The organism is Chryseobacterium sp. HNCC26DJ238 (genome assembly GCF_057180465.1).
On sequence record NZ_JBXUGI010000006.1, the window covers coordinates 101,563 to 121,458 of the forward strand.

Genomic DNA, 19,896 nt, shown 5'->3' on the forward strand with positions numbered 1-19,896 from the left:
ATTCATAATTGGAGCAATCAATTGATGACAGACAGATTTCCTTTCTTAAAATCAATTCTAAAATGCCCCGTAGGATCTCCTGTAGACAGCTTATTCAAAATCTTAAAAAACATCTTCAGTTGAATCAGAAAATGATCATCCGTCTTTAGTTTTTGAAAATCAGTATTCAGAAAATCAAATTGTAAAAGCCTCTCTTTCGGAATATCTTCTTTGGCCAACTCATCTGCGGACTGTAACTGATAAAGATTAAGTAAAGCATCTTCAAAATTCCAATTTCTGAATTTTTCTGAATTTTTAACTGCGGATTTCTTATTTTTTGCACTCAGAAAAAGCAGGTCTTCGCCGGATAGTTTTCCTGCTTTTTCAATAAAATCTGCAGGCCATTCCGAAGGAACAAATCTCAGCCTCACGAGTTCTTTTAAATGAAATAGAGTAAAATCATGATATGTTTTTGTCTGTAGAATATCTTTATTCCAGAGGTCTTTATTATTTCCGTTTTTCAAAGCTTCATATTCTTTCCGGTACAGGGGAAACAGTTCATCGAACCGGGGAACATTTTTAACCGAAACCGTTTCTACGTCATACTGATCCTGTGAATGAACGGTCAGGATTTTATATCCGGGAAGATAGGCAGCCAGTGAAGGCACCTGAATATTGACCAGCATCTTTCCATCTTTAAATTTTTTGATTCCTGTGTCGTTGATGTGCATGTGACCTGCAAAATGCAATCGTAACCCTGCATCAGCAAAGGCCTCAGCCACTTGATCGGCAGGTACCCTGTCAAGCTGCCACTGATGTTCACCTAATAGATTTTTAAGATCCTCAGAAGCGCCGTCGTTGTAATCAGCCATCGGATAATGGGTAAAAGCAATCAGCACTTTATGATGTTTTTCAGCTTCTTTAGAGATCTTTTTCACCCAGTCAATCAGATGCTTTTTATTTGAAAGCACATGATTGTATCCGACAGAAGCACCTTGAAAATTATCCGGATCTGCAGGGTTTCCATGCAGGTTTTTTGGAATATAGGTGTTCCCGTCAATGGCTAATAGCCAGATTCCCGCGACAGGTTCGACTACATAACTCAGGTCCGGAACTGTAAATCCGGAACTGACCTCATACATCCGCCTGGAGTAAGCAGAACTTTTCAAAGCATTTCTGAAACTGTAATTATCATAGGGATCCCGATCAAAAGGGGTCTGCCAGAATATATCTTTTTCAGAAGGGCAAAACCCGAAATCTTTCAGATAATCCATAATTTCGAGATAACCCGAGAGTGCAATATCTTTGGTAATGACCGTTTCCTGATGATTATTTCTGACTAAATCTTCCCTGCTGAAAACATTGACCGGATCTCCATTTTCTCCTAAAAAATCAGATTTCCCGCCGTCTTTTAAGAACGGACTAACCGGATCATGGTTTCCCGTGGTGATAAAGAACCTCATTCCGTATTTATTCTGATATTCATCTAAAATCTTTTTCAATCCCCGCAAATTATACGCCTGTCCGTCATCCGTGTAATCTCCCGGAAGAGCAACTATTTTGATTCCACGCTCCGCAACATCATCCAGAGCTGCTAAAAACGCAAAATAATTCTCATTAAAAATCCTGGTGGAATGAAGCTGGGCATCCATTGTTCTGAGCAGTGTTTTTTTTCCGGTTTTGGGATTTTCTATCCCGGTAAACGGATGATCTGAAAAGCCACCGTACAGATCCTGAAAATGAACATCGGCAAGAAAAGCGATTGCAACAGGTTTCTGCTGAGAAAATGTGGTGATGAAGAGAAGAACAAATAAGAGATGGAAAAATCTGTATGGCTTTGTCAAAACTGAAATTTTAAGCTTTAAAATTACCGTTTTAAGATCAATGCGATGTTGCCGTAAGTTTATATTTGTTTTAAGTTTACAGCAGCTTTCCTATTAATCAATACTATTGTATTGTGATTTATAATTATAAAAAAACAAGCTATAGAGCCTGTTTTTTTTATCAATATTTAATATGTCTTAAAAATATAATTCCTTAAAATATTTTATATGCAGATAAAATGGTATTAAAGATTTTATGTTAACTGCATTAATATTTTTTTCTTTCAGTCTTGTAATGTCGACAATAGGTCTGTAAACCAATACATAAATAAACAGATAAATCACAAAATATCCTGAATTTGCATTATCAATGAAAAACAATCCTAACAGTGGCATTAATATAATGACATAATAAATAAATAAATTTCTCATATCAATGAACTATACAATTTTTGATTACACAAGCTCCGGCAACAGCAAAAGCAGTTTGTGGCAACCAGGCTGTTTCCACCCAAAGAGCTACACTCATCCAGCCGTGATTTGAGTAGGCATCCTGTATACAACTTGCGGCTCCTTGTCCACAATTTCTTTTTGACATTAAACTCTCATTTTGAATATTAGAGAAATAGACTCTCTTTTCATCTTTCTTATAATCAAAATCAACAGAAGCTAAAACCTGTTCAGCATCATAATACTTAACTGTGAATTTTCCATTTTTTATTTTAGTTGATCCCATTTCAACTAAACCAGTAAATTCCCCTTTTTCATCCATACCTGAAAAAACTACCATTTGCTCATCATCTGAATTAATATCATACCCCTTTTGTAAGAGAAAATAACCATTTGATTCCTTATTATAATATATATTCTCAAAATCATACTCTACAGAACCCACAATCCTTGAGGTGTTTTTAGTGTCTAATTTTGATTTTGCATACTCTCTAAATCTTGCAGTTAAATCATTTTTTGCATATTCTTTAGTTTCAGTTTGTTGACTATTTTCATCATCCTGTCCGCAAGATGTCAATCCTAATGTTGTTAATGCACATAAAAGTAAAAGTCTTTTTTTCATAATGTTTACATTTTGTTTAGTTCAGCTAATATAATTGCTTGATGATTAAAAAAAAGTAATTTGATAATTAAAAAAAAATTAAAATTTCTTTTTAATTACATCCAGGTTAGAATTGTATTATTCAGATTTATAGATGCTATTCAAGTATAAATTTTTACTTGTTAATGAGTGTTGTAATTGTAATCCTATAATAATTGCCGTAAGTTTATATTTGTTTTAAGTTTACAGCAGCTATCAGAAGATTCAGAGAAATGCTGGGGATCAAGCAGGAAGCTTTGGCACTGGACTTAGGCAATGAGTGGAATCAAAAGAAAATATCAGAAGTCATGAAAATTCCTGTAGAGGCTTTTCAGAATTTTGATGAGGAAAAAGCCATTAACAATATATCCTGTAATTTTGCCGATTATACTGTTAATAACAATGCAGTAAACATTCAGCATATCCATCCATTAGATGAAATAAAAAAACTTCATGAAGAAAAGATTGATCTGTACGAGAGAATGTTAAAGGAGAAGGATGAAATGATGGCAAGGTTTGAAATACTGGTTAAGGGATAATCTTCTCAAATACATTTTCTATTTCTCCTCGAATATCCCGTTATCAGGCAAAAAAAATAACTCAATTCTTTTGAGTTATTTTTTTGAATCATGAGAAATCTTCGAGATCAATTTCGTCAGCGATTAACATGGTAATATCCATTTCCGAAAACATGGATTTCATTCGTACTGCTCCTGCTTTCAGATTTGCGTCAGACAGAATATACTGCCATACAATTTGTACGAAGCCATCGAAGTCTGTTCCATTTCTGTACCTCAGTCCTTCATTCTGTACTGCCAAAGCCAATAATTGTCTGATGATTTCTTTGCACTCATTCATTTTCTGCTCATACGGCATCAACACATTCAGTACTGTATTTTGTATGTCGTAAAGAATTCCTGCAGCGGCTTTCACCTGATTTTTCCTGATATTGGCTCCTCTGTCGTCACTGAATTTTGCAGTAAGGATCTTGCTTCTGAAACCAGCCATTTCAGATACTTCACTAATGTTATTGGTGGAAAAAATATCTTCTACAGCTTTCAGCCAGATCAGGATCTTCTCAATAAAATGCGGGTCTTTTGTTTCTAATGATGATACAAGATCCGGAAATTCATGAAGTTTTTCTTTTAAACGGCTCAACAATATAAACTGAGATTTTTTCATAATTATTCAGGGATTAGGGTTTCTACAAGGTTTCCGTTGATATCTTCATATCTTGACCATTCCATTCCGGCTTCACTGACACTCATTTTTGCAAAAATGATACAGTTGGGATTCAGCAGCATCAGTTTACCTGCTTCAACGATAATTTCATCTCCACCCGTCTTTTCAATCAATATTTTCGCTTCATTAAAAATTCTTGTTTTGATGCTCTGTAAAAGAAAATCCGGCTTGATCGTTTTCCAGCTGAAATTGTCTAAACTTTCGCATAACTCCACTACATATTGAGGTATCGGATCAAAAAGTTTCATGTGCGACTGCGTAATTTGGGTAATATTCTGCGATTGAATCTTTTTGATTACATCATTATAATTTACTTCAAGATCTATCAGAAAAGACCGCAGTTCCTGATCGTTTTTTGTGTCTGCTGCATTATAATCTGTCTTTGCTACATTGATGATTTCTTCATAGGCAAATTCTCTGAAGATCTTGGGAACAGATTTTCCTCCTTGTGCAAAAGGCACGGTGAGATCTACAGTTCCTATTTTCATTCGGGGAATCGAAAAATGTTTTAAAAGGTCATCCTGTGCATATTCTTTTGCTATTTCTACAGTCTGTATATCTGCCATTTTTCTGGCAGAAGCGATCTCTGTGACAAGACCTCCCAGGTATTCACTTAATTTTGTCATGATAAAAAGATTTTAATAATTTATAAAAAGATTGAAAAGAATGGCTGCCGAAACAGCCATTCAAAAAAATTAATTAAGGAGCAGGAGCAGGAGCGGGAGCAGAAACAACGGGAGTATTTGTACTTCCTATTGCATCTTCCAGCATATCCAGAATTCTGGCAAGCCCTGCCGGCATCTCATCATTTACAGCTCTCACATGTACCCCAAGAGTATAGGTTTTCTCTGTAGTAGAGGTACTCGAGTTTGTTTTCTTGTAAGATGCGGATGCATTGAATTTTACTTTCCAGATCTTTCCGCTTACCGAAGCGCTTCCTGCGAATTCGCTTGAAACAGCTTTGGTCTCTACCGAATTTAATTTAGCATTGAAATCAATGGTTACCTCATCAATCCTCAAAGCAGGAATAGTAAGCATCGTAAGAAAGGGAACTTTAAGATTAACATCCGCATCCATCGTAGGTAGCGAACCTGATTGATCAGGATTGAAATTGGGATTCGGTACCGATTTCCGATAATTGAAATCTACATATCTCAATTGGGCTGGTGTGGGTGTTGCACCTGTTGTTACAGCAGGTATAAACCCTACTTCCTTAATGAAGTTTACCTGAGAAATTGAAGCGTCATGCTGTGCTTTTACAGCTGCCTGTAAAGGACCTCCGATGTATACGCTGAAATCTAAGCTGTTTAATTCTTGTACTAATGTTGACATAATTTAAAAATTTAAGGTTAAAAAAATTGGTTAATAATATAGAGCAGTGCTAGCAGACTTATATTTAAATTTTGGGTCATCAATATCCTGTTCTGTATTTTATATACTGAACTATGATGAAAATTGAAATTAATGAGATTGTTTTATGACCGGATCTAAGACTGTTATCCAGATGTATCCTTTCTGTTTTGCTTTTCCGAAGATAATTTAAAGGGCGACAAAACCTGTCGTATTATCATTTGTTTTTCAGCAGTTTGTTTTCATGACCTTTTTCCTGGTTTCAAAATTAATTTCCGGAGGCGTCAAAACTTGTCGTGTTTTAAAATATTTTCAGAATAATTTTGTTTTTAAAGTGTCTCTTTTTCTATTTCAAAATTAATTCCTGGAAGCGACAAAACCTGTCGTATTATTATTTGTTTTTTTCAGCACCATGTTTTAATGATTCTTTTTACTGGTTTCAAAATTAATTTCCGGAGGCGTCAAAACTCGTCGTATTTTAAAATATTTTCAGAATAATTTTGTTTTTAATATATCGTTTTTCTATTTCAAAATTAATTCCTGGAGGCGACAAAACCTGTCGCATTATCATTTGTTTTTTTTTAGCTGTCTGTTTTTCTGATCACTTTCCTAGTTTCAAAATTAATTTCCGGAGGCGTCAAAACTCGTTGTATTTTAAAATATTTTCAGAATAATTTTGTTTTTAATATATCGTTTTTCTATTTCAAAAATTAATTCCTGAAGGCGACAAAACCTGTCGTATTATCATTTGTTTTTCAGCAGTTTGTTTTCATGACCTTTTTACTGGTTTCAAAATAAATTTCCGGAGGCGTCAAAACTCGTCGTGTTTTAAAATATTTTCAGAATAATTTTGTTTTAAATATATCGTTTTTCTATTTCAAAAATTAATTCCTGAAGGCGACAAAACCTATCGCATTATTATTTGTTTTTTTCAGAACTGTGTTTTCATGATTCTTTTTACTGGTTTCAAAATTAATTTCCGGAGGCGTCAAAACTCGTCGTGTTTTAAAATATTTTCAGAATAATTTTGCTTGTAACGTGTCCTTTTTCTATTTCAAAATTAATTCCTTGAAGCGACAAAACCTGTCGTATTATTATTTGTTTTTTTCAGCACCCTGTTTTCATGATTCTTTTTACTGGTTTCAAAATTAATTTCCGGAGGCGTCAAAACTCGTCGTGTTTTAATATATTTTCAAAATAATTTTGCTTTTAACATATCGTTTTCTATTTCAAAATTAATTCTGGAAGCGACAAAACCTGTCGTATTATCATTTGTTTTTTTCAGCAGTTTGTTTTCATGATTCTTTTTCCTGTTTTCAAAATTAATTTCCGAAGGCGTCAAAACTCGTCGTGTTTTTATATATTTTCAGAATAATTTTGTTTTTACTATGTCGCTTTTTCTATTTCAAAAATTAATTCCTGGAAGCGACAAAACCTGTCGTATTATTATTTGTCTTTTTTACCAGTTTGTTTTCCCGATCTTTTTCCTGGTTTCAAAATTAATTTCCGGAAGCGTCAAAACTCGTCGTGTTTTAATATTTTTTATTTTAGTTCTATCTATCTATCTATCTATCTATCTATCTATCTATCTATCTATTGATCAATAAATCAGAAGTTGGTTTGAACGGCGACAGAACATGACGTTATTAAAATTATTTTCAGGAAACTATTTCTGCTCAGACATGAAGGAAACCCATAATCATATACCGGTATTGAATCTTATCTTTAGGAAAAATTAGTTGAAATATGAAAAAACTGTGTTTTCTTTTAATGCCACTTTTAGTATTATCTTGTACCAATACGACACGAAATACTTTAAAATTCACAAAACTAAACTATATTGAAAAATGGCCTTTTTCTGTTGATGAGATTGAAGTATATTGCTCAGGCTATTCTGAGGTTTATTGCACAGCAAGTAACGGCAAAACCTACGCACTCAATGGCACTGCAAAAGGTGCCTCGCATGACAATCCTCTTATCAGTAAGGTAGAGGAAATCTGGCTGAATGACCCTGAGCGGGAAGGTCTGAAGATACCTTATGTGGATTTCATAACAGAGGGTCTGTTACTTTGTGAGAATAAGTAACTTTGGATTATGCAGGGATCTATGAAAGTGTAAGATTCTTAAAAATATACGTAGATACAGAAAAATTCCCGGAACGTGACGCCCCCGGGAATTTTTATTAATGATAAAAATAATCTTTACCGGTATTTCATTTATAGAATTTTAATCAATTCTTCAGCAACTTTTTCAGAAGAAGCAGGGTTTTGCCCGGTGATCAATCTTCCGTCAACAATTGCATAAGGACTCCAGTCTTCGATCTTACTGTAGACTCCCCCATTCTTTTTCAACATATCTTCTACCAGAAAAGGGACAATATCAGTCAGCTGCACAGCCTCTTCCTCGGTATTGGTGAATCCTGTAACATTTTTACCTTTTACCAGGTACTCACCATCTATTTTTACATTTTTCAATACTCCAGGTGCGTGGCAGACAAATGCGACAGGCTTGTCACTGTTATAAAAGTCAACAATCAGCTGCTGTGAGACCTGATCTTCAGCAAGATCCCATAATAGACCATGTCCACCCGGGTAAAATACAGCATCGAAATCTTCACTTTTAACTTCTGAAAGTGTATGGGTATTTTTCAATTTATCCTGTAAAGCTGAATCACTGTCCATTCTTTTTGTAGCGTCCGTCTGGGCAGACGGGTCTTCACTCTTAGGATCAATAGGAGGAAGACCACCTTTTGGAGACGCAAGTGTTACTTCAACTCCTTTGTCAGACAATGCATAGTAAGGGGCTGCCAATTCCTCAGTCCAAAATCCCGTTTTTTTACCTGTATTTCCCAATTCGTCGTGGCTCGTAAGCACGAATAAAACTTTTTTGTTCATATCAATATTTTATAAGTTAATACTACAAAGTTGAACTTATATGACCATAAAAAAAAGGATTCGTATCACTTTTTGGGTGTGATTGAGGTCACATTTTGACATTTGCGCAGTATTTACACATTTGTAATAATGATTTTTAAAAATAAAATTATTGAGTATTTAAAAAATTCAAACGCTACAGTAAATCATAACGTAACTCGTTGTTTTCAAATAAATCAGAGTACTTTTCATAAGATAAAATATTTTCTAAATAATCATCATCAATTATTTGAGCTATTGATTGATAAATTGTACTTCTATTCAGATCGCTAATAATTATCATATTTTTTTCTGTTACAAATAGATCCCCTGATCTGAAAATATCGTTAATTATGTCAATCGTGTAAAGAGTACCCAGATAGACCTTCTTAAGATTATTTTTTCTTATCACAAAAATATCCACAATATCTTTGTTCACATTCGAAACTCTATTTTCATATGTTCATTAGTTTTTATTTCTTTTTAAGGTATTTACGAATACTTCGTATTTCCAAGAGTGGTCGATGAAATATAAATTCATACAAAATAATGAAAATATATTCCCGATTGAAAAGATGTGTATTCTTTTAAAATTAGGTTCCAGCGGCTATTTTAAATGGAAAAGCAGACCCTTTAGCAAGAAATTGCTTTTGAAGGAAAGAACAAAAGAGCAGATAACTTTGATTTATTTCTCATCCAAAAAACGCTATGGAAGTCCTAAGATTACTTTTGAATTGAATTCTTTAGGCTATAAAATCTTCAGAATAACTGTTGCTAAATATATGAAAAAGCTTGGCCTGAGAAGTAAATTAAGCAGGAAATTTAAAGTAACCACAAACTCTAACCACAATTATTTGATAGTAGAAAATGTGTTGGACGGGAATTTATTACCGAGAAACCTGCACAAATTTGGGTTTCTGACATCACTTATATTCAGACCAAAGAAAGATTTTTATACTTGACAACAGTGATTGATTTATACTACCGAAAAATAATCTGATGGAGTTTGAGTAAGGTAATGAGCACCGAAGAAACAAGCCTTGCAGCCTGAAAAATGACTATCAGGTCTTTACTGATGCCGAAAGGACTCCTTTAAGAAATTCTTATATTAGATTTATGAAAGAGTATAAGACTAACAATAAATTAGAACTGGGCTTTTTAAAATTTATAGATGAAAAAATGTTTTTAAGAGGAATATCTTTATACAGAATGAATTCCGATGGAACGACTACAGAAATTAAACTCAACGCAGACAAAACAGCAGCAGATGAAAACAACTGCCCATAATAAAATGAAAAATATAATATTAATTTTAAGCTTTTTAGTATTTACAATTAATACATCTTGTAAAGCTCAAACAGTTTCATTAGAAACAATGTCACAATGCTCACAACATCCTGAAACATGTCCAAATGCTACTTATCTAAAAGACATTAATAACTCTCTTAATAAGTTCGTTGGCACATGGTCAGGTAGTTATAATGGAAAATCCTATGAATTTAAATTTATTAAACAATTAAATTTTGGTGTGGAAAATAACTTTAAATGGGATAGATTAGTTGGAAGACTTAGAGTAAAAGACACTCATGGAAGTATTATTTATGACACTTTTAATGAAACGGATGACTCAAAAACTAATCTTGAAGGTGATAACTTCCAATCAAATCTAAAAGCATACATTATGAACTTCTCTGGTAATAATACGGATTGTAATGAATTTGGAAATGTTTACTTATTTATAAAACCCGATATTCCAAATATAATGACGGTCTCCTTATTGCCTGGAAATGACATTGGAATAGAGGGAAAGTGCCCATCTAATTTTCAACCAACTATTCCCTACAGGAAAACAATAACTTTGATCAAACAATAGTACTGTAACTATAGAAGAGTAAATTATCTTTACTCTTCTTTTTTTATAATTATTTTTAGCTCTAAAAAATATTATTTTAGCCTAAGCAATAAACGATATTACAGATGAATAAATCTTTCACCTTTATGCTACTTTTTTTGAGCATATTCATATTTTCCCAAAATAGAATTAAAGTTTATGATTATGATGAAAAAGACAGTATAATTTATATTTCAGAAGGTAATAAAATATTTGCTTGTCCCGTAAAAAAAAACATTGGGAAGATTAACAAATGTGAAATAAAAGAGGAGGTATTTTCTAACACAACTAAATATTCTACAATAAAAAATATATTTAAAAACAATCTTACAGTCAAGTCAATAATGCCTGATTTTAAAATGCTTTCTTCTTCACCTAATATTAATTACGGTTATAATTTACCTTATAAAAAAGGAGAAATTTACAAAGTAACACAGGGATATAATGGTGATTATTCTCACATAGGAACAAATGCTATTGATTTTGATATGCCGGAAGGAACAGAAATACTGGCTGTAAGAGATGGAATGATAATTGAAATGATTCAGGACAATAAAAAAGGTTGTCCCACTGATGATTGCAGGAAATATGCAAATTACATAAGTATAATACATTCCGATCAGACCGTTGCAATATATTCTCATCTGAAATATAAAGGATCAAAAGTCAAAATAGGTGATAAAGTTAAAAAGGGTGATTTGATAGCGCTTAGCGGTAATACCGGAAAAACTAATGGACCTCATCTACATTTTTCCTGTCATTTAAACCCTGCAAGCACAAAAACTTTAAAAACTCTCTTTAAAACGGAAGAAGGAAAAAGATTAGAGTATTTAAGAGAAGGTGAAAGTTATTTGAAAAATTATTAATTTCAATTACGCTTAGTAATAAGGTGTTTAATAGATTATATTGTAGACTTACTTTCACTTGTAGTGGGATTTTTTTAAGAATATCTATATTAAATCTTTTGATATTCTAATTACAAGAAAATTCTAAAACCGGAATACGGTTTTCATATAAATAAAGTGTTTAGATATATTCCTAAGGTGGTAAATACTAGTTAATATATATAATAGTCATCATTTGATGACAGACTAGTCAACAAAACCGGATATAAAATTACCTGCACATGTAGACGCACTGATTATTTAGCAATCTTGGTCATTAGTTCTTGCTTGAGCTTAAAAAATAATCCAATCATCTCTTAAGACAATTGAAGATACAGCATGATATCACTTCCAGATCATAGCTGCTGTCAGAATATTTTTTTTAACTTTACTTTTTGGAATTCAACACCGAGGCTGCGGTCTCAATAAAATAAAACACATGGAACAGAAAGTACATCAGGGACGCAACCTCAAACGGTTCAGAGAAATGCTGGGGATCAAGCAGGAAGCACTTGCACTTGAATTAGGCGATGACTGGAACCAAAAGAAAGTATCACTGCTTGAACAAAGAGACATCATCGATGACCGAATGCTTGAGCAAATCGCTGAAGTGATGAACATTCCCGTTGATGCTTTCCGGAATTTTGATGAGCAACAGGCTATTACTATTATTTCAAATACATTTCATGATACGCAGGGCTTAGTTAATTACAGCCCTACTTTCAATAACAATCCCATTGATAGGATTGTTCAATATCACGAAGAAAAAATTGCGCTGTACGAAAGAATGCTCAAGGAAAAGGATGAAATGATGGAAAGGTTTGAAAATTTGATTAAAGGGTCGTTGTAATGCGATTCTTTTTTTTTGAAGTATTGTTTATTTTATTGATATAAATAATAAGCACTTACGTTTTTGTAAGTGCTTGGTTTTTGGATGATTCAACTTGGTCTCCAATCAAATACATCTGGGTTATTACCAGCATACCTAATTTACTAAGCACCTTGTATCTTGTATAGTTGATTAAGCAATTAAAATCCTTTTTGTATTCTTAAACTGAGGTCTAATAAGTAAAAAACACACTCAACATAATAGCAGATTTTCGTTCTCATTTCATTGTTAAAATTAAGGTTTTATGCTTAACTTTTACTGGACGTTAAATTAGTACATCCAGATTCTGTCAATTTAAAAACGATTATTGGAAATATTATTATTAGACATGAGCACAACGTGTCATATAAATATTTCAACCCTGATTATTTTAGTCAATTAAAAGAACTAAATAAAATGCAAGGTGACAAATCATATTTGAATTACATCAAGATTTTCAATATTATGGGATACTGTCATCATTACAATAAAGAAAGCTACTTCCAAATTAAGTCTTGATAAGTTTAATAGAGTATTATTTCAAAGTATAATTGGAAAAGTTATTAGCAACTTTCACTCTCATAAGTCCATACAGAATACAAGAAAATAAAAAAACCAAATACTATTTATCTTTATTCTAATTTAAATATATTTAGAAAGACACATAAGTATTATAAAGCATTTAAAAAAAAATTAATCCCCTTTGAAACTAGGGGGATTAATTTAAGTGTAAATGTCTTGTAATAACTTCAAAGGTTTATTTCACATATTAAGTAATTGATAGTCAATGAGATTTCAATTACATAATGCAGATGAAATTTCACACAATAATCAATAAAAAATTTACATTTTATCAATAATATGAAAAGTTAATTAAGAGCCATCACGAGAATTAAAAACTAACTGTTATTATAGTATCGTTATTCTTCAAATATGTTCGTTTTATAAATCCTAAATCTTTAAGACTCCTCATTAAAACTTCGTTTTCGTTAGAATTTTCAATTTCTATTTTTTCTTTCTGAAGTATTTTGGAATATGGTTCTCCCAAGTTTTCTAAATATGTTTTCATATTTAAAATGTCAATATTATTTCTCTCCAAATTTAAAAGATAAACTTTTTCCTTTATTTCAATCGCAGACAATAATACATTTTCAATAAAATACTCTAAAGATATATGAAAGTGTGTAGCTTTGAAATTCTCAATTATGACCTCCAAAAATTTTATATCATTATAATCATACATTTCTTGTTCTGTAAGAAATTTTAAAATATCAATTTTTAAATTACCACTTATATTAGAGTTAAATATTTCTTCCCATGATTCTATTGGAATTTCTAAAGAAGAATAAATTTCAGATAAAGCTTGTTCGTTCTTAGTACACAATAGACGGATATTTTCTACCGATAATGTTGCTAAATTATAAGAATTAAGTACAATTATATTATGCTCTATAAGAGCCGAAATCCTATCAATTCTATCAATTATTGAAACTTCTTCAAAATTCATAGTCATAGCAGAAACTAAATTACTAAATGTGACATCTAAAATCTTACTATTTACTAAATCAACATTGAAACGATTAATTAGCTCCAAGTTTATTTCATCATCAGTATCCTTCAGTGTTTCATCAATACAGTGAAGTTTTAAATCATTGTAGCTATCGTTTAAAAAATCAGTCAATACATCATCAATACCAGCACCCATTTTATAATATAACAGAACATTTTTCCAATTTGCTTCTACTCTTTCCAGAATTATCAATGAACCCCAGTACATGTTATCATTAATTTTCGAAATACTTAACAATTTGAAATTCAAATTTTCAATTATAAGATATTTATTTTCTTCTTTGACATTATCTGAATTGAGTAATTTTTCAATTGACTCTCCCTCTTCATTTCCACCATCTAAATGTAATAAAACTCGTTCAATATACTCATTTATATTTTCTTCAATATTTTCTTTTAACGAAGTACAATCAGATTTATTAATAAAGCTATAAGAGGGACTTATTGAAGTAGAACTATCCATCTTGTTTCCGTCATATTTCTCTAGAAATAGAGATATATTAGACTTGTTAATTTGATACAAGTTATTAGTCATAATTTGATAAATCCAATCATGTAAATGAGTCTTATATTCAATTTTATTAAACATAATCCCTAATGATTTTAACTTATTAAAAACTTCAGTTTTATCTTCACTATTAAAATTCCTAAGTACAAAATCTTCATAATCAACAAGGAAATTTTTAATCTTCTCAGTTTTATTTAAAGATTTAAGTTTCTGTACATTACTATTTTTAAATAAAATATCAAAAATTCTTTTTTTCTCTTCTAAATTAAATTCATCTTTTATATAAATCAATTCCCAGAAGCCATCCCATTGTGAAGAAAAACTATCAATAAATACATAATCTTTACCTTCATCTCTTGAATATATTATATATCTATTTATAAAATCGACTGACTTATCTTTAGTATTAGATATGGTTTTTATGAACTCATTAAATTTATTTTCTACAACTTTGTTATTTCTATAATTTTTTATTAAATAATCGAGAATGTAAAAATTTAAGATTGATTCTTTTTTAAAATTATCAACGACAATCTCTGCAATAAAGTTTTTTGGTCTGTCAATTTTTTCATCGAAAAACGTCTCATTGTTACCAATAATTCTAACCTTCAAATCATTATCCTTTTCAGTTATTGATTCTGGATAAAACAAAGATATATACGTAGAATAATTCTCATCTAAATAACCATTTATAATTAATACTTTAAGAAGATTATAATTTTGGGTTAACTTCGATATTACAGAGTCAATACTTTTCTGCTTGTCTATATCATCTTTAAACTCATCTTTTGAATTCTCTACCACTCCTTCAGCAATATTTTTTATTGCCTTTGAAAAATATTTTTCAGTTTCCTCATTACCTGCCTCAATAATAAGGTCATTCAATGACGAGTTTTTTAAGTTGCTTAATTTGTTTTGAATATTTTTAATTTCAGAATCTATAGATATAATTTTATCATTTTGCTTATCCAAAATTCTCCTCTCCCTATCTCTATAATTAGTTTTTGAATCAATTACATTTTCAATTTCTGTAAAATCAAGACTTTTTGATTTGTAATCTTTAGTATATGATAGTTTACCATTTTCAACAATTTTTGTGAAAATTTCATCTTTAATAAATTCATTAAGCATCACATTTTCATTTTCTAAATAATAGTGTGTAGCTCCAAACGTTTGAATGGAAATTTCAGAAATGTAGATTCGTCGTAATTCGATAATATTTTGCTGTCTTTCAGACGCAATATTTTCTTTATCAGCTCTCAAAAAGCCTAATTCTATTATTAAATTTGTTTCAGTCTCCTTATAAAACTCATTTTTTTTATCAAAAATTTCATAAACAAATCCAACTTTGTTTTGCAAATCTTTGAAATCAATTGGATAAATATTTTTTAAAACAATTAAAGAAAATAGTTTATTAAAATCTATTTTATCATTTTCTTTGTTTTTGATTTTATAGTAGGTTTTAAATTCATTAATAATATTGATTAAGCTCCTCATATCATTTACGAATGGAGAAATATTATATATAATATCTTCTATTAGAATATTTTTATCAATAAAATCACTTTTAAGTCTCTTAATAAATTGAGTGTTAGAATTACTGTAATCAACTACAGGAATAATGGGAATAATTAAATCAAAAAACTTTGTTTTTTCATTGTTCTTACTAAATAATTCGTCTTTTACTGCGTATACAAAAGTTACTTTTTGAAGAATATCTTTTGAATTATTTATTATAATGTTTAATTCTCTTAATTTTATAAAAACCTCTACAGCATCTTCAAACCTATCAATATCTTCAATAAAGACGACCGAAGTTTTTGTTTTTTCAAAAAAGTATATTAATTCATCTACATGTTTGTTTATAATTGAAATATCATTTTCTTTAGGAACAAATTCAGCATCACTAAAACTGATTTTACTTACTTTCAATTTGAAAATTTGTCTAAATAACTTTTTAGCAATAAAGAAAACACCTATTATAAATGTAAACTTCATTAAGTATATGTAATATGAAGTTTCACTCTTGTTTATAAAATAAACCTTTTCGTATATCTTATCAAAAAATAGATAGAGAATTGAAAATACCCAAAATATAAAAAAAACAACTTTGAAAAAGATAAACTTATCGTAATTAATTCTTTCAAACCTCGAATCTCTCAAGTTTTTCTTTTTTTCAAAATAAAGTATTTGCTGAACTATGCTTGTTTCAATATCAACTTCAGTTTGTTTATTTTTTTCTTCAAATTTTCCCAGATTAATATCTAACACTTTAAATTCAGGATTCTTTTTCTTGAATAGATTTAAAATGGTGCTTTTTCCTGTACCAAACGAGCCTGAAACAGCTATATTTTTAACATTTTGATTTAATATTCCCCACTCTAATGATCCAAGATAAGTTTGTAAATTATAATTTTCTTCCTCTTTTTCAGAAATGTAAGGTGTGAGGTCTTCTAAATTATTAATGTTTTTATTGTTTTTTATTAAAAGATTAATTTTCTTAGAGCCAAGAAAAAATATTATCCCTGATAAAAAATTCAAATAATAGTTATTAATTAATGCTTTTAGGTCAATATACTTCTCTTTTAGAATGTTTAATAATTCCTTCATTGTACTAGTTTGATGGCAAATTACAATTTTCAAACTAAAAAAAAAAAAATATAACAATGAACTTCTAGCATTAAATTATAATTTGTTATTACTAGAATTAATATAAATGATTAGAACATCAGAGAATCCAAAGGTTACTCTTGATTGATTTGGCTTTTTCTATATGATTTGAAGAAAACCGCTATCTTCAAAATTGAAAATAGTAGAAACAACATTACTTTTAAGACTGCTATTTTATTTCCAGTGTTGATATAATACTTCCTCCTGAAGCAGATATATTTTCTTGTTGTTTATCTGTTACTATAATATTGTCAATTAATTTTTGAATAGATTGATACTCAATTAATATAACAAAAAGACAGAACTTAATTAATTTCCAAATTGGCAAACATTACGACCATAAAGCTGTTAAGCTCCTATAAACAATATTAATAATACTATTAATTTAATTCAGAATAGGAAGTATCTTTTAATATATATAGCACTTATATATTTAGTTCAGCTACCTATATGAACAACACTCCCCCCTTTTAAATCTAATTTTTAGGTATCCCCCCTGAAAATATCTCTTTATTTATAAGCAATCAAACTGATTAGATAGTTTTGAAATTTATTCTTCATTATACTAAAAAAGCCTTTCTTATAATTTTAAGAAAAGCTTTTAATTTTAATATAAAAAATATTACTTTATGGTATCCGCCCAAGCTTTGTTTAATTCATCAATGGAGTCATCATCAGCAAATTTTACATACCCTTTAAAAACACTGAAATCCTCATGACCTGTAATTTGCATGATTTGAAGGGGTTGCATTCCTCTTTTCAAACATTCAATAATGAAATACCTCCTACCATAATGAAAAGTAATCCATTCATACAATGGTTTCGTAACTGAAACTATATTACCCCTATAATCCTTCTCATTGATAAGAACGTCACTATCTACCTCAGCTTTTATGAGAATTTTTGTTAGATGTTTATTACTCGTTTGGTTGGTGTAACCTTTGCCAATATCATAAAGCTCGTTGTATTGTTTAATATAAGCAACAGCATCTGCTGATAATAAGAGTATATCAGGTCTATTCTTTTTGGTATTTTTAAAATGATACTTACCATCCTTCATATTCTTATAATTTATGTCTAGAACATCCGAATGCCTTAATCCAGTAAGGCAGCTAATACAAAACAATCTACGTGTTATATCTAAATGACCACGATCACTAAGGTCGAGATTAAGTATTTTTTTAAAATCTTTTTCTATAAAATCTACAAACTGCCCCTTTTCATGCTCTCTTTCTAATTTTTCAAAAATTTTATTAGTATGGTGGTTTCTATCATACATAAATTTTAGAAAGGATTTAATATTCTTAATTTGCTTTGACCTTGTATTGGTTTTCTGCTTACAAGTCATTTGCAAATAGTTTATAAAACCATCAAAAAAACTAATATCTAAGTCATCAAACAACAAATCCTTTTTACTCATGGTAACCGAATAAGCCTTTAGATGATTTCTGAGCGTTGTATATGCCTTGACCGTCCCTTCTTTAAGGTTTGATTTTCGTATTTCTAAAAACTTCTCAAATCCTTTGTCTACCGTCAAATTAGTTTCAGAATTTTCAAATTTCCCAGATAGATACTTTCTAACCTCATCAAAAAATTTACCTGTCTCAGACTTATCCTTCTCTATGAAGTTTTTCGTATGTAAATCCAGAATCTTAGATTGAATAGTATTAAGTATTTTATTAAAATTTAATGCGTTTGGAACATTCGATTTAATTCTCTGATTATTTACATTCCAATATTTCGGGTTGATTTTTTGTGTAGTGGAAAATTTTGACCTTTTTCCATTCAGACTAACAGTAACTAAGATTAATGACTCTTTTGTTGAGTTTGGTTCTTTTAAATAGAAATTAATTTTCATAATAATTACATTTAGGGACACTTTGATTTACACTGGGGACACTAAAAGAGACATTATTTTATGAATATAATTGAACAATCTTGAAAGTGAATATACAAAAAAACCCTCGTATTACTTATGAATACAAGGATTTTATGTTTAACTGTGTTCAGTTGTTTTTAACTGATTTCAGTCGTTCGTGGTCCCACCTGGGCTCGAACCAGGGACCACCTGATTATGAGTCAGGTGCTCTAACCAACTGAGCTATAGGACCTCAAAATTTGGTTAAATTTTGTGTTTGCAAAAATAGTAAAATTTATTGCATTACAAAATTTTTTATGCTTTTTCTTGGCAAAGTTCTACCAGTACCCCATTCGTGGACTTGGGATGAAGAAAGACAACTAATTTATTATCAGCACCTTCTTTCAGCTCTTCTGAAATAAATTCGAAACCTTCTTTTTTTAATCTTTTTATTTCTTCAAGGATATTGTCTACCCCAAACGCTAAATGATGGATTCCCTCTCCTCTTTTCTCAATGAATTTAGAGATTGGGCTTTCCGCAGTACTGGCTTCCAGTAGTTCAATCTTGCTTTCGCCCGTCTCATAAAAAGAGGTGGTAACCCCTTCCCTTTCAACGGTTTCATTTTTATAGGATTTTTTCCCTAAAAGCTTTTCAAAAAGTTCGTCAGAAAAACCCAAAGTCTTTACTGCAATGCCGATATGTTCCAGTTTCATAGATAGAATATTGTTTTTAACAGGCCGCTGATCTCAAAGAACCACTCCTTTTTCTCTCAAAAAAAATTGGGCTGCCGGTGATTTCAGGATGCTTTTTGCTTATTTAAGCGTAAATTTGACCGTTTCGTTTATTTTCAAATAAGCAATTCAAACAAAAATAGTAAATTTGCAGAACTTATGGAAAGTAACAGACAAAGAAAAGTAGCACAGATTATACAGGAAGATTTCGCAGAATTGTTCCGCAAGCAATCCGCAGAAAGCAAACAGAGTTTTCTGGTTTCGGTTTCTGATGTGAAAATATCACCGGATCTGGGTGTGGCAAAAATTTATTTAAGCATCTTCCCACAGGAATTCAGAGCGTCAATCATGAAAGAGATTGAGATCAACAAGGCACAGTACAGAAATTTCCTCGGTCAGAAAATGGCGAAGCAGGTGCGTGTGATCCCTCAGCTTAACTTCTACCTTGATACCGCCCTTGACGATGTGGAAAAACTTGAAAAAGAACTCAGAGGCGAAGGCGACAATCCCGTATTGTAAT

The 19,896-nt window shown here is 30.8% G+C and carries 17 protein-coding genes and 1 tRNA gene; 8 read left to right on the forward strand and 10 right to left on the reverse strand.

Annotation, left to right across the window (positions count from 1 at the left end):
• Positions 1 to 17 precede the first annotated feature (17 nt).
• Positions 18 to 1,823: a metallophosphoesterase family protein gene (locus tag AC2A07_RS07495; protein ID WP_484049899.1), complete on the reverse strand. Its 1,806-nt coding sequence runs from the start codon at positions 1,821 to 1,823 to the stop codon at positions 18 to 20.
• A gap of 412 nt (positions 1,824 to 2,235) precedes the next feature.
• On the reverse strand, positions 2,236 to 2,874 hold the full coding sequence (locus tag AC2A07_RS07500) for a hypothetical protein (protein ID WP_484049900.1): 639 nt from the start codon (positions 2,872 to 2,874) through the stop codon (positions 2,236 to 2,238).
• A 251-nt stretch (positions 2,875 to 3,125) separates the two neighbouring features.
• Between AC2A07_RS07500 and AC2A07_RS07505 the strand changes: the two genes are divergently transcribed.
• Positions 3,126 to 3,431, forward strand: a complete 306-nt coding sequence (locus AC2A07_RS07505) for an XRE family transcriptional regulator (protein ID WP_484049901.1) — start codon at positions 3,126 to 3,128, stop codon at positions 3,429 to 3,431.
• A gap of 88 nt (positions 3,432 to 3,519) precedes the next feature.
• On the opposite strand, the gene AC2A07_RS07510 is transcribed toward AC2A07_RS07505, so the two are convergent.
• The 3 genes from AC2A07_RS07510 to AC2A07_RS07520 all read right to left on the reverse strand — a co-directional run bounded on the left by AC2A07_RS07510 (position 3,520) and on the right by AC2A07_RS07520 (position 5,466).
• On the reverse strand, positions 3,520 to 4,074 hold the full coding sequence (locus tag AC2A07_RS07510) for a hypothetical protein (RefSeq protein WP_484049902.1): 555 nt from the start codon (positions 4,072 to 4,074) through the stop codon (positions 3,520 to 3,522).
• A gap of 2 nt (positions 4,075 to 4,076) precedes the next feature.
• Complete coding sequence (locus AC2A07_RS07515; RefSeq protein WP_484049903.1) at positions 4,077 to 4,760, reverse strand: hypothetical protein; 684 nt, start codon at positions 4,758 to 4,760, stop codon at positions 4,077 to 4,079.
• A 73-nt stretch (positions 4,761 to 4,833) separates the two neighbouring features.
• The gene (locus tag AC2A07_RS07520) at positions 4,834 to 5,466 is read right to left on the reverse strand and encodes a DUF2589 domain-containing protein (RefSeq protein WP_484049904.1); all 633 of its coding nucleotides are present in this window, start codon (positions 5,464 to 5,466) and stop codon (positions 4,834 to 4,836) included.
• A 1,764-nt stretch (positions 5,467 to 7,230) separates the two neighbouring features.
• Between AC2A07_RS07520 and AC2A07_RS07525 the strand changes: the two genes are divergently transcribed.
• Complete coding sequence (locus AC2A07_RS07525) at positions 7,231 to 7,569, forward strand: DUF2511 domain-containing protein (protein ID WP_484049905.1); 339 nt, start codon at positions 7,231 to 7,233, stop codon at positions 7,567 to 7,569.
• 131 nt (positions 7,570 to 7,700) lie between these two features.
• Here the strand turns inward: AC2A07_RS07525 and AC2A07_RS07530 are convergent, their stop codons facing one another.
• Positions 7,701 to 8,378, reverse strand: coding sequence for a type 1 glutamine amidotransferase domain-containing protein (locus tag AC2A07_RS07530; RefSeq protein ID WP_484049906.1), 678 nt, complete (start codon positions 8,376 to 8,378; stop codon positions 7,701 to 7,703).
• 542 nt (positions 8,379 to 8,920) lie between these two features.
• Between AC2A07_RS07530 and AC2A07_RS07535 the strand changes: the two genes are divergently transcribed.
• The 5 genes from AC2A07_RS07535 (at position 8,921) to AC2A07_RS07555 (ending at position 12,021) form a co-directional block, all read left to right on the forward strand.
• The gene (locus AC2A07_RS07535; protein WP_484049907.1) at positions 8,921 to 9,358 is read left to right on the forward strand and encodes an IS3 family transposase; all 438 of its coding nucleotides are present in this window, start codon (positions 8,921 to 8,923) and stop codon (positions 9,356 to 9,358) included.
• 154 nt (positions 9,359 to 9,512) lie between these two features.
• On the forward strand, positions 9,513 to 9,683 hold the full coding sequence (locus AC2A07_RS07540; RefSeq protein WP_484049908.1) for a hypothetical protein: 171 nt from the start codon (positions 9,513 to 9,515) through the stop codon (positions 9,681 to 9,683).
• Positions 9,664 to 10,269 carry a DUF6705 family protein gene (locus tag AC2A07_RS07545; protein ID WP_484049909.1) on the forward strand — a complete coding sequence of 202 codons (606 nt, stop codon included), beginning with the start codon at positions 9,664 to 9,666 and terminating at the stop codon, positions 10,267 to 10,269. The genes AC2A07_RS07540 and AC2A07_RS07545 overlap by 20 nt, the downstream gene beginning before the upstream one ends.
• Positions 10,270 to 10,373: 104 nt before the next feature.
• Complete coding sequence (locus tag AC2A07_RS07550) at positions 10,374 to 11,153, forward strand: M23 family metallopeptidase (protein WP_484049910.1); 780 nt, start codon at positions 10,374 to 10,376, stop codon at positions 11,151 to 11,153.
• A 457-nt stretch (positions 11,154 to 11,610) separates the two neighbouring features.
• Positions 11,611 to 12,021 (forward strand): helix-turn-helix domain-containing protein, encoded by a 411-nt coding sequence (locus AC2A07_RS07555; RefSeq protein ID WP_484049911.1) that lies wholly within the window; start codon positions 11,611 to 11,613, stop codon positions 12,019 to 12,021.
• A 910-nt stretch (positions 12,022 to 12,931) separates the two neighbouring features.
• Here the strand turns inward: AC2A07_RS07555 and AC2A07_RS07560 are convergent.
• From AC2A07_RS07560 to mce, 4 genes are all read right to left on the reverse strand, one after another.
• On the reverse strand, positions 12,932 to 16,726 hold the full coding sequence (locus tag AC2A07_RS07560; protein WP_484049912.1) for a YobI family P-loop NTPase: 3,795 nt from the start codon (positions 16,724 to 16,726) through the stop codon (positions 12,932 to 12,934).
• Positions 16,727 to 17,408: 682 nt separating this feature from the next.
• Positions 17,409 to 18,644 (reverse strand): phage integrase SAM-like domain-containing protein, encoded by a 1,236-nt coding sequence (locus tag AC2A07_RS07565; RefSeq protein WP_484049913.1) that lies wholly within the window; start codon positions 18,642 to 18,644, stop codon positions 17,409 to 17,411.
• A 179-nt stretch (positions 18,645 to 18,823) separates the two neighbouring features.
• A tRNA-Ile gene (locus tag AC2A07_RS07570) sits at positions 18,824 to 18,897 on the reverse strand.
• Positions 18,898 to 18,959: 62 nt separating this feature from the next.
• Positions 18,960 to 19,358 (reverse strand): methylmalonyl-CoA epimerase, encoded by a 399-nt coding sequence (gene mce / locus AC2A07_RS07575; protein WP_484049914.1) that lies wholly within the window; start codon positions 19,356 to 19,358, stop codon positions 18,960 to 18,962.
• 177 nt (positions 19,359 to 19,535) lie between these two features.
• Between mce and rbfA the strand changes: the two genes are divergently transcribed.
• The gene (gene rbfA, locus AC2A07_RS07580; protein ID WP_314496778.1) at positions 19,536 to 19,895 is read left to right on the forward strand and encodes a 30S ribosome-binding factor RbfA; all 360 of its coding nucleotides are present in this window, start codon (positions 19,536 to 19,538) and stop codon (positions 19,893 to 19,895) included.
• The last annotated feature ends 1 nt before the right edge of the window (position 19,896 follow it).

Coding starts and splice junctions, on each gene's coding strand:
- AC2A07_RS07530 (WP_484049906.1), bottom strand. CDS start 8,378: ATGAACAAAAAAGTTTTATTCGTGCTTACGAGCCACGACGAATTGGGA.
- rbfA (WP_314496778.1), top strand. CDS start 19,536: ATGGAAAGTAACAGACAAAGAAAAGTAGCACAGATTATACAGGAAGAT.
- AC2A07_RS07565 (WP_484049913.1), bottom strand. CDS start 18,644: ATGAAAATTAATTTCTATTTAAAAGAACCAAACTCAACAAAAGAGTCA.
- AC2A07_RS07560 (WP_484049912.1), bottom strand. CDS start 16,726: ATGAAGGAATTATTAAACATTCTAAAAGAGAAGTATATTGACCTAAAA.
- AC2A07_RS07545 (WP_484049909.1), top strand. CDS start 9,664: ATGAAAACAACTGCCCATAATAAAATGAAAAATATAATATTAATTTTA.
- AC2A07_RS07550 (WP_484049910.1), top strand. CDS start 10,374: ATGAATAAATCTTTCACCTTTATGCTACTTTTTTTGAGCATATTCATA.
- AC2A07_RS07525 (WP_484049905.1), top strand. CDS start 7,231: ATGAAAAAACTGTGTTTTCTTTTAATGCCACTTTTAGTATTATCTTGT.
- AC2A07_RS07555 (WP_484049911.1), top strand. CDS start 11,611: ATGGAACAGAAAGTACATCAGGGACGCAACCTCAAACGGTTCAGAGAA.
- AC2A07_RS07515 (WP_484049903.1), bottom strand. CDS start 4,760: ATGACAAAATTAAGTGAATACCTGGGAGGTCTTGTCACAGAGATCGCT.
- AC2A07_RS07520 (WP_484049904.1), bottom strand. CDS start 5,466: ATGTCAACATTAGTACAAGAATTAAACAGCTTAGATTTCAGCGTATAC.
- AC2A07_RS07540 (WP_484049908.1), top strand. CDS start 9,513: ATGAAAGAGTATAAGACTAACAATAAATTAGAACTGGGCTTTTTAAAA.
- AC2A07_RS07535 (WP_484049907.1), top strand. CDS start 8,921: ATGAAATATAAATTCATACAAAATAATGAAAATATATTCCCGATTGAA.
- mce (WP_484049914.1), bottom strand. CDS start 19,358: ATGAAACTGGAACATATCGGCATTGCAGTAAAGACTTTGGGTTTTTCT.
- AC2A07_RS07505 (WP_484049901.1), top strand. CDS start 3,126: ATGCTGGGGATCAAGCAGGAAGCTTTGGCACTGGACTTAGGCAATGAG.
- AC2A07_RS07500 (WP_484049900.1), bottom strand. CDS start 2,874: ATGAAAAAAAGACTTTTACTTTTATGTGCATTAACAACATTAGGATTG.
- AC2A07_RS07510 (WP_484049902.1), bottom strand. CDS start 4,074: ATGAAAAAATCTCAGTTTATATTGTTGAGCCGTTTAAAAGAAAAACTT.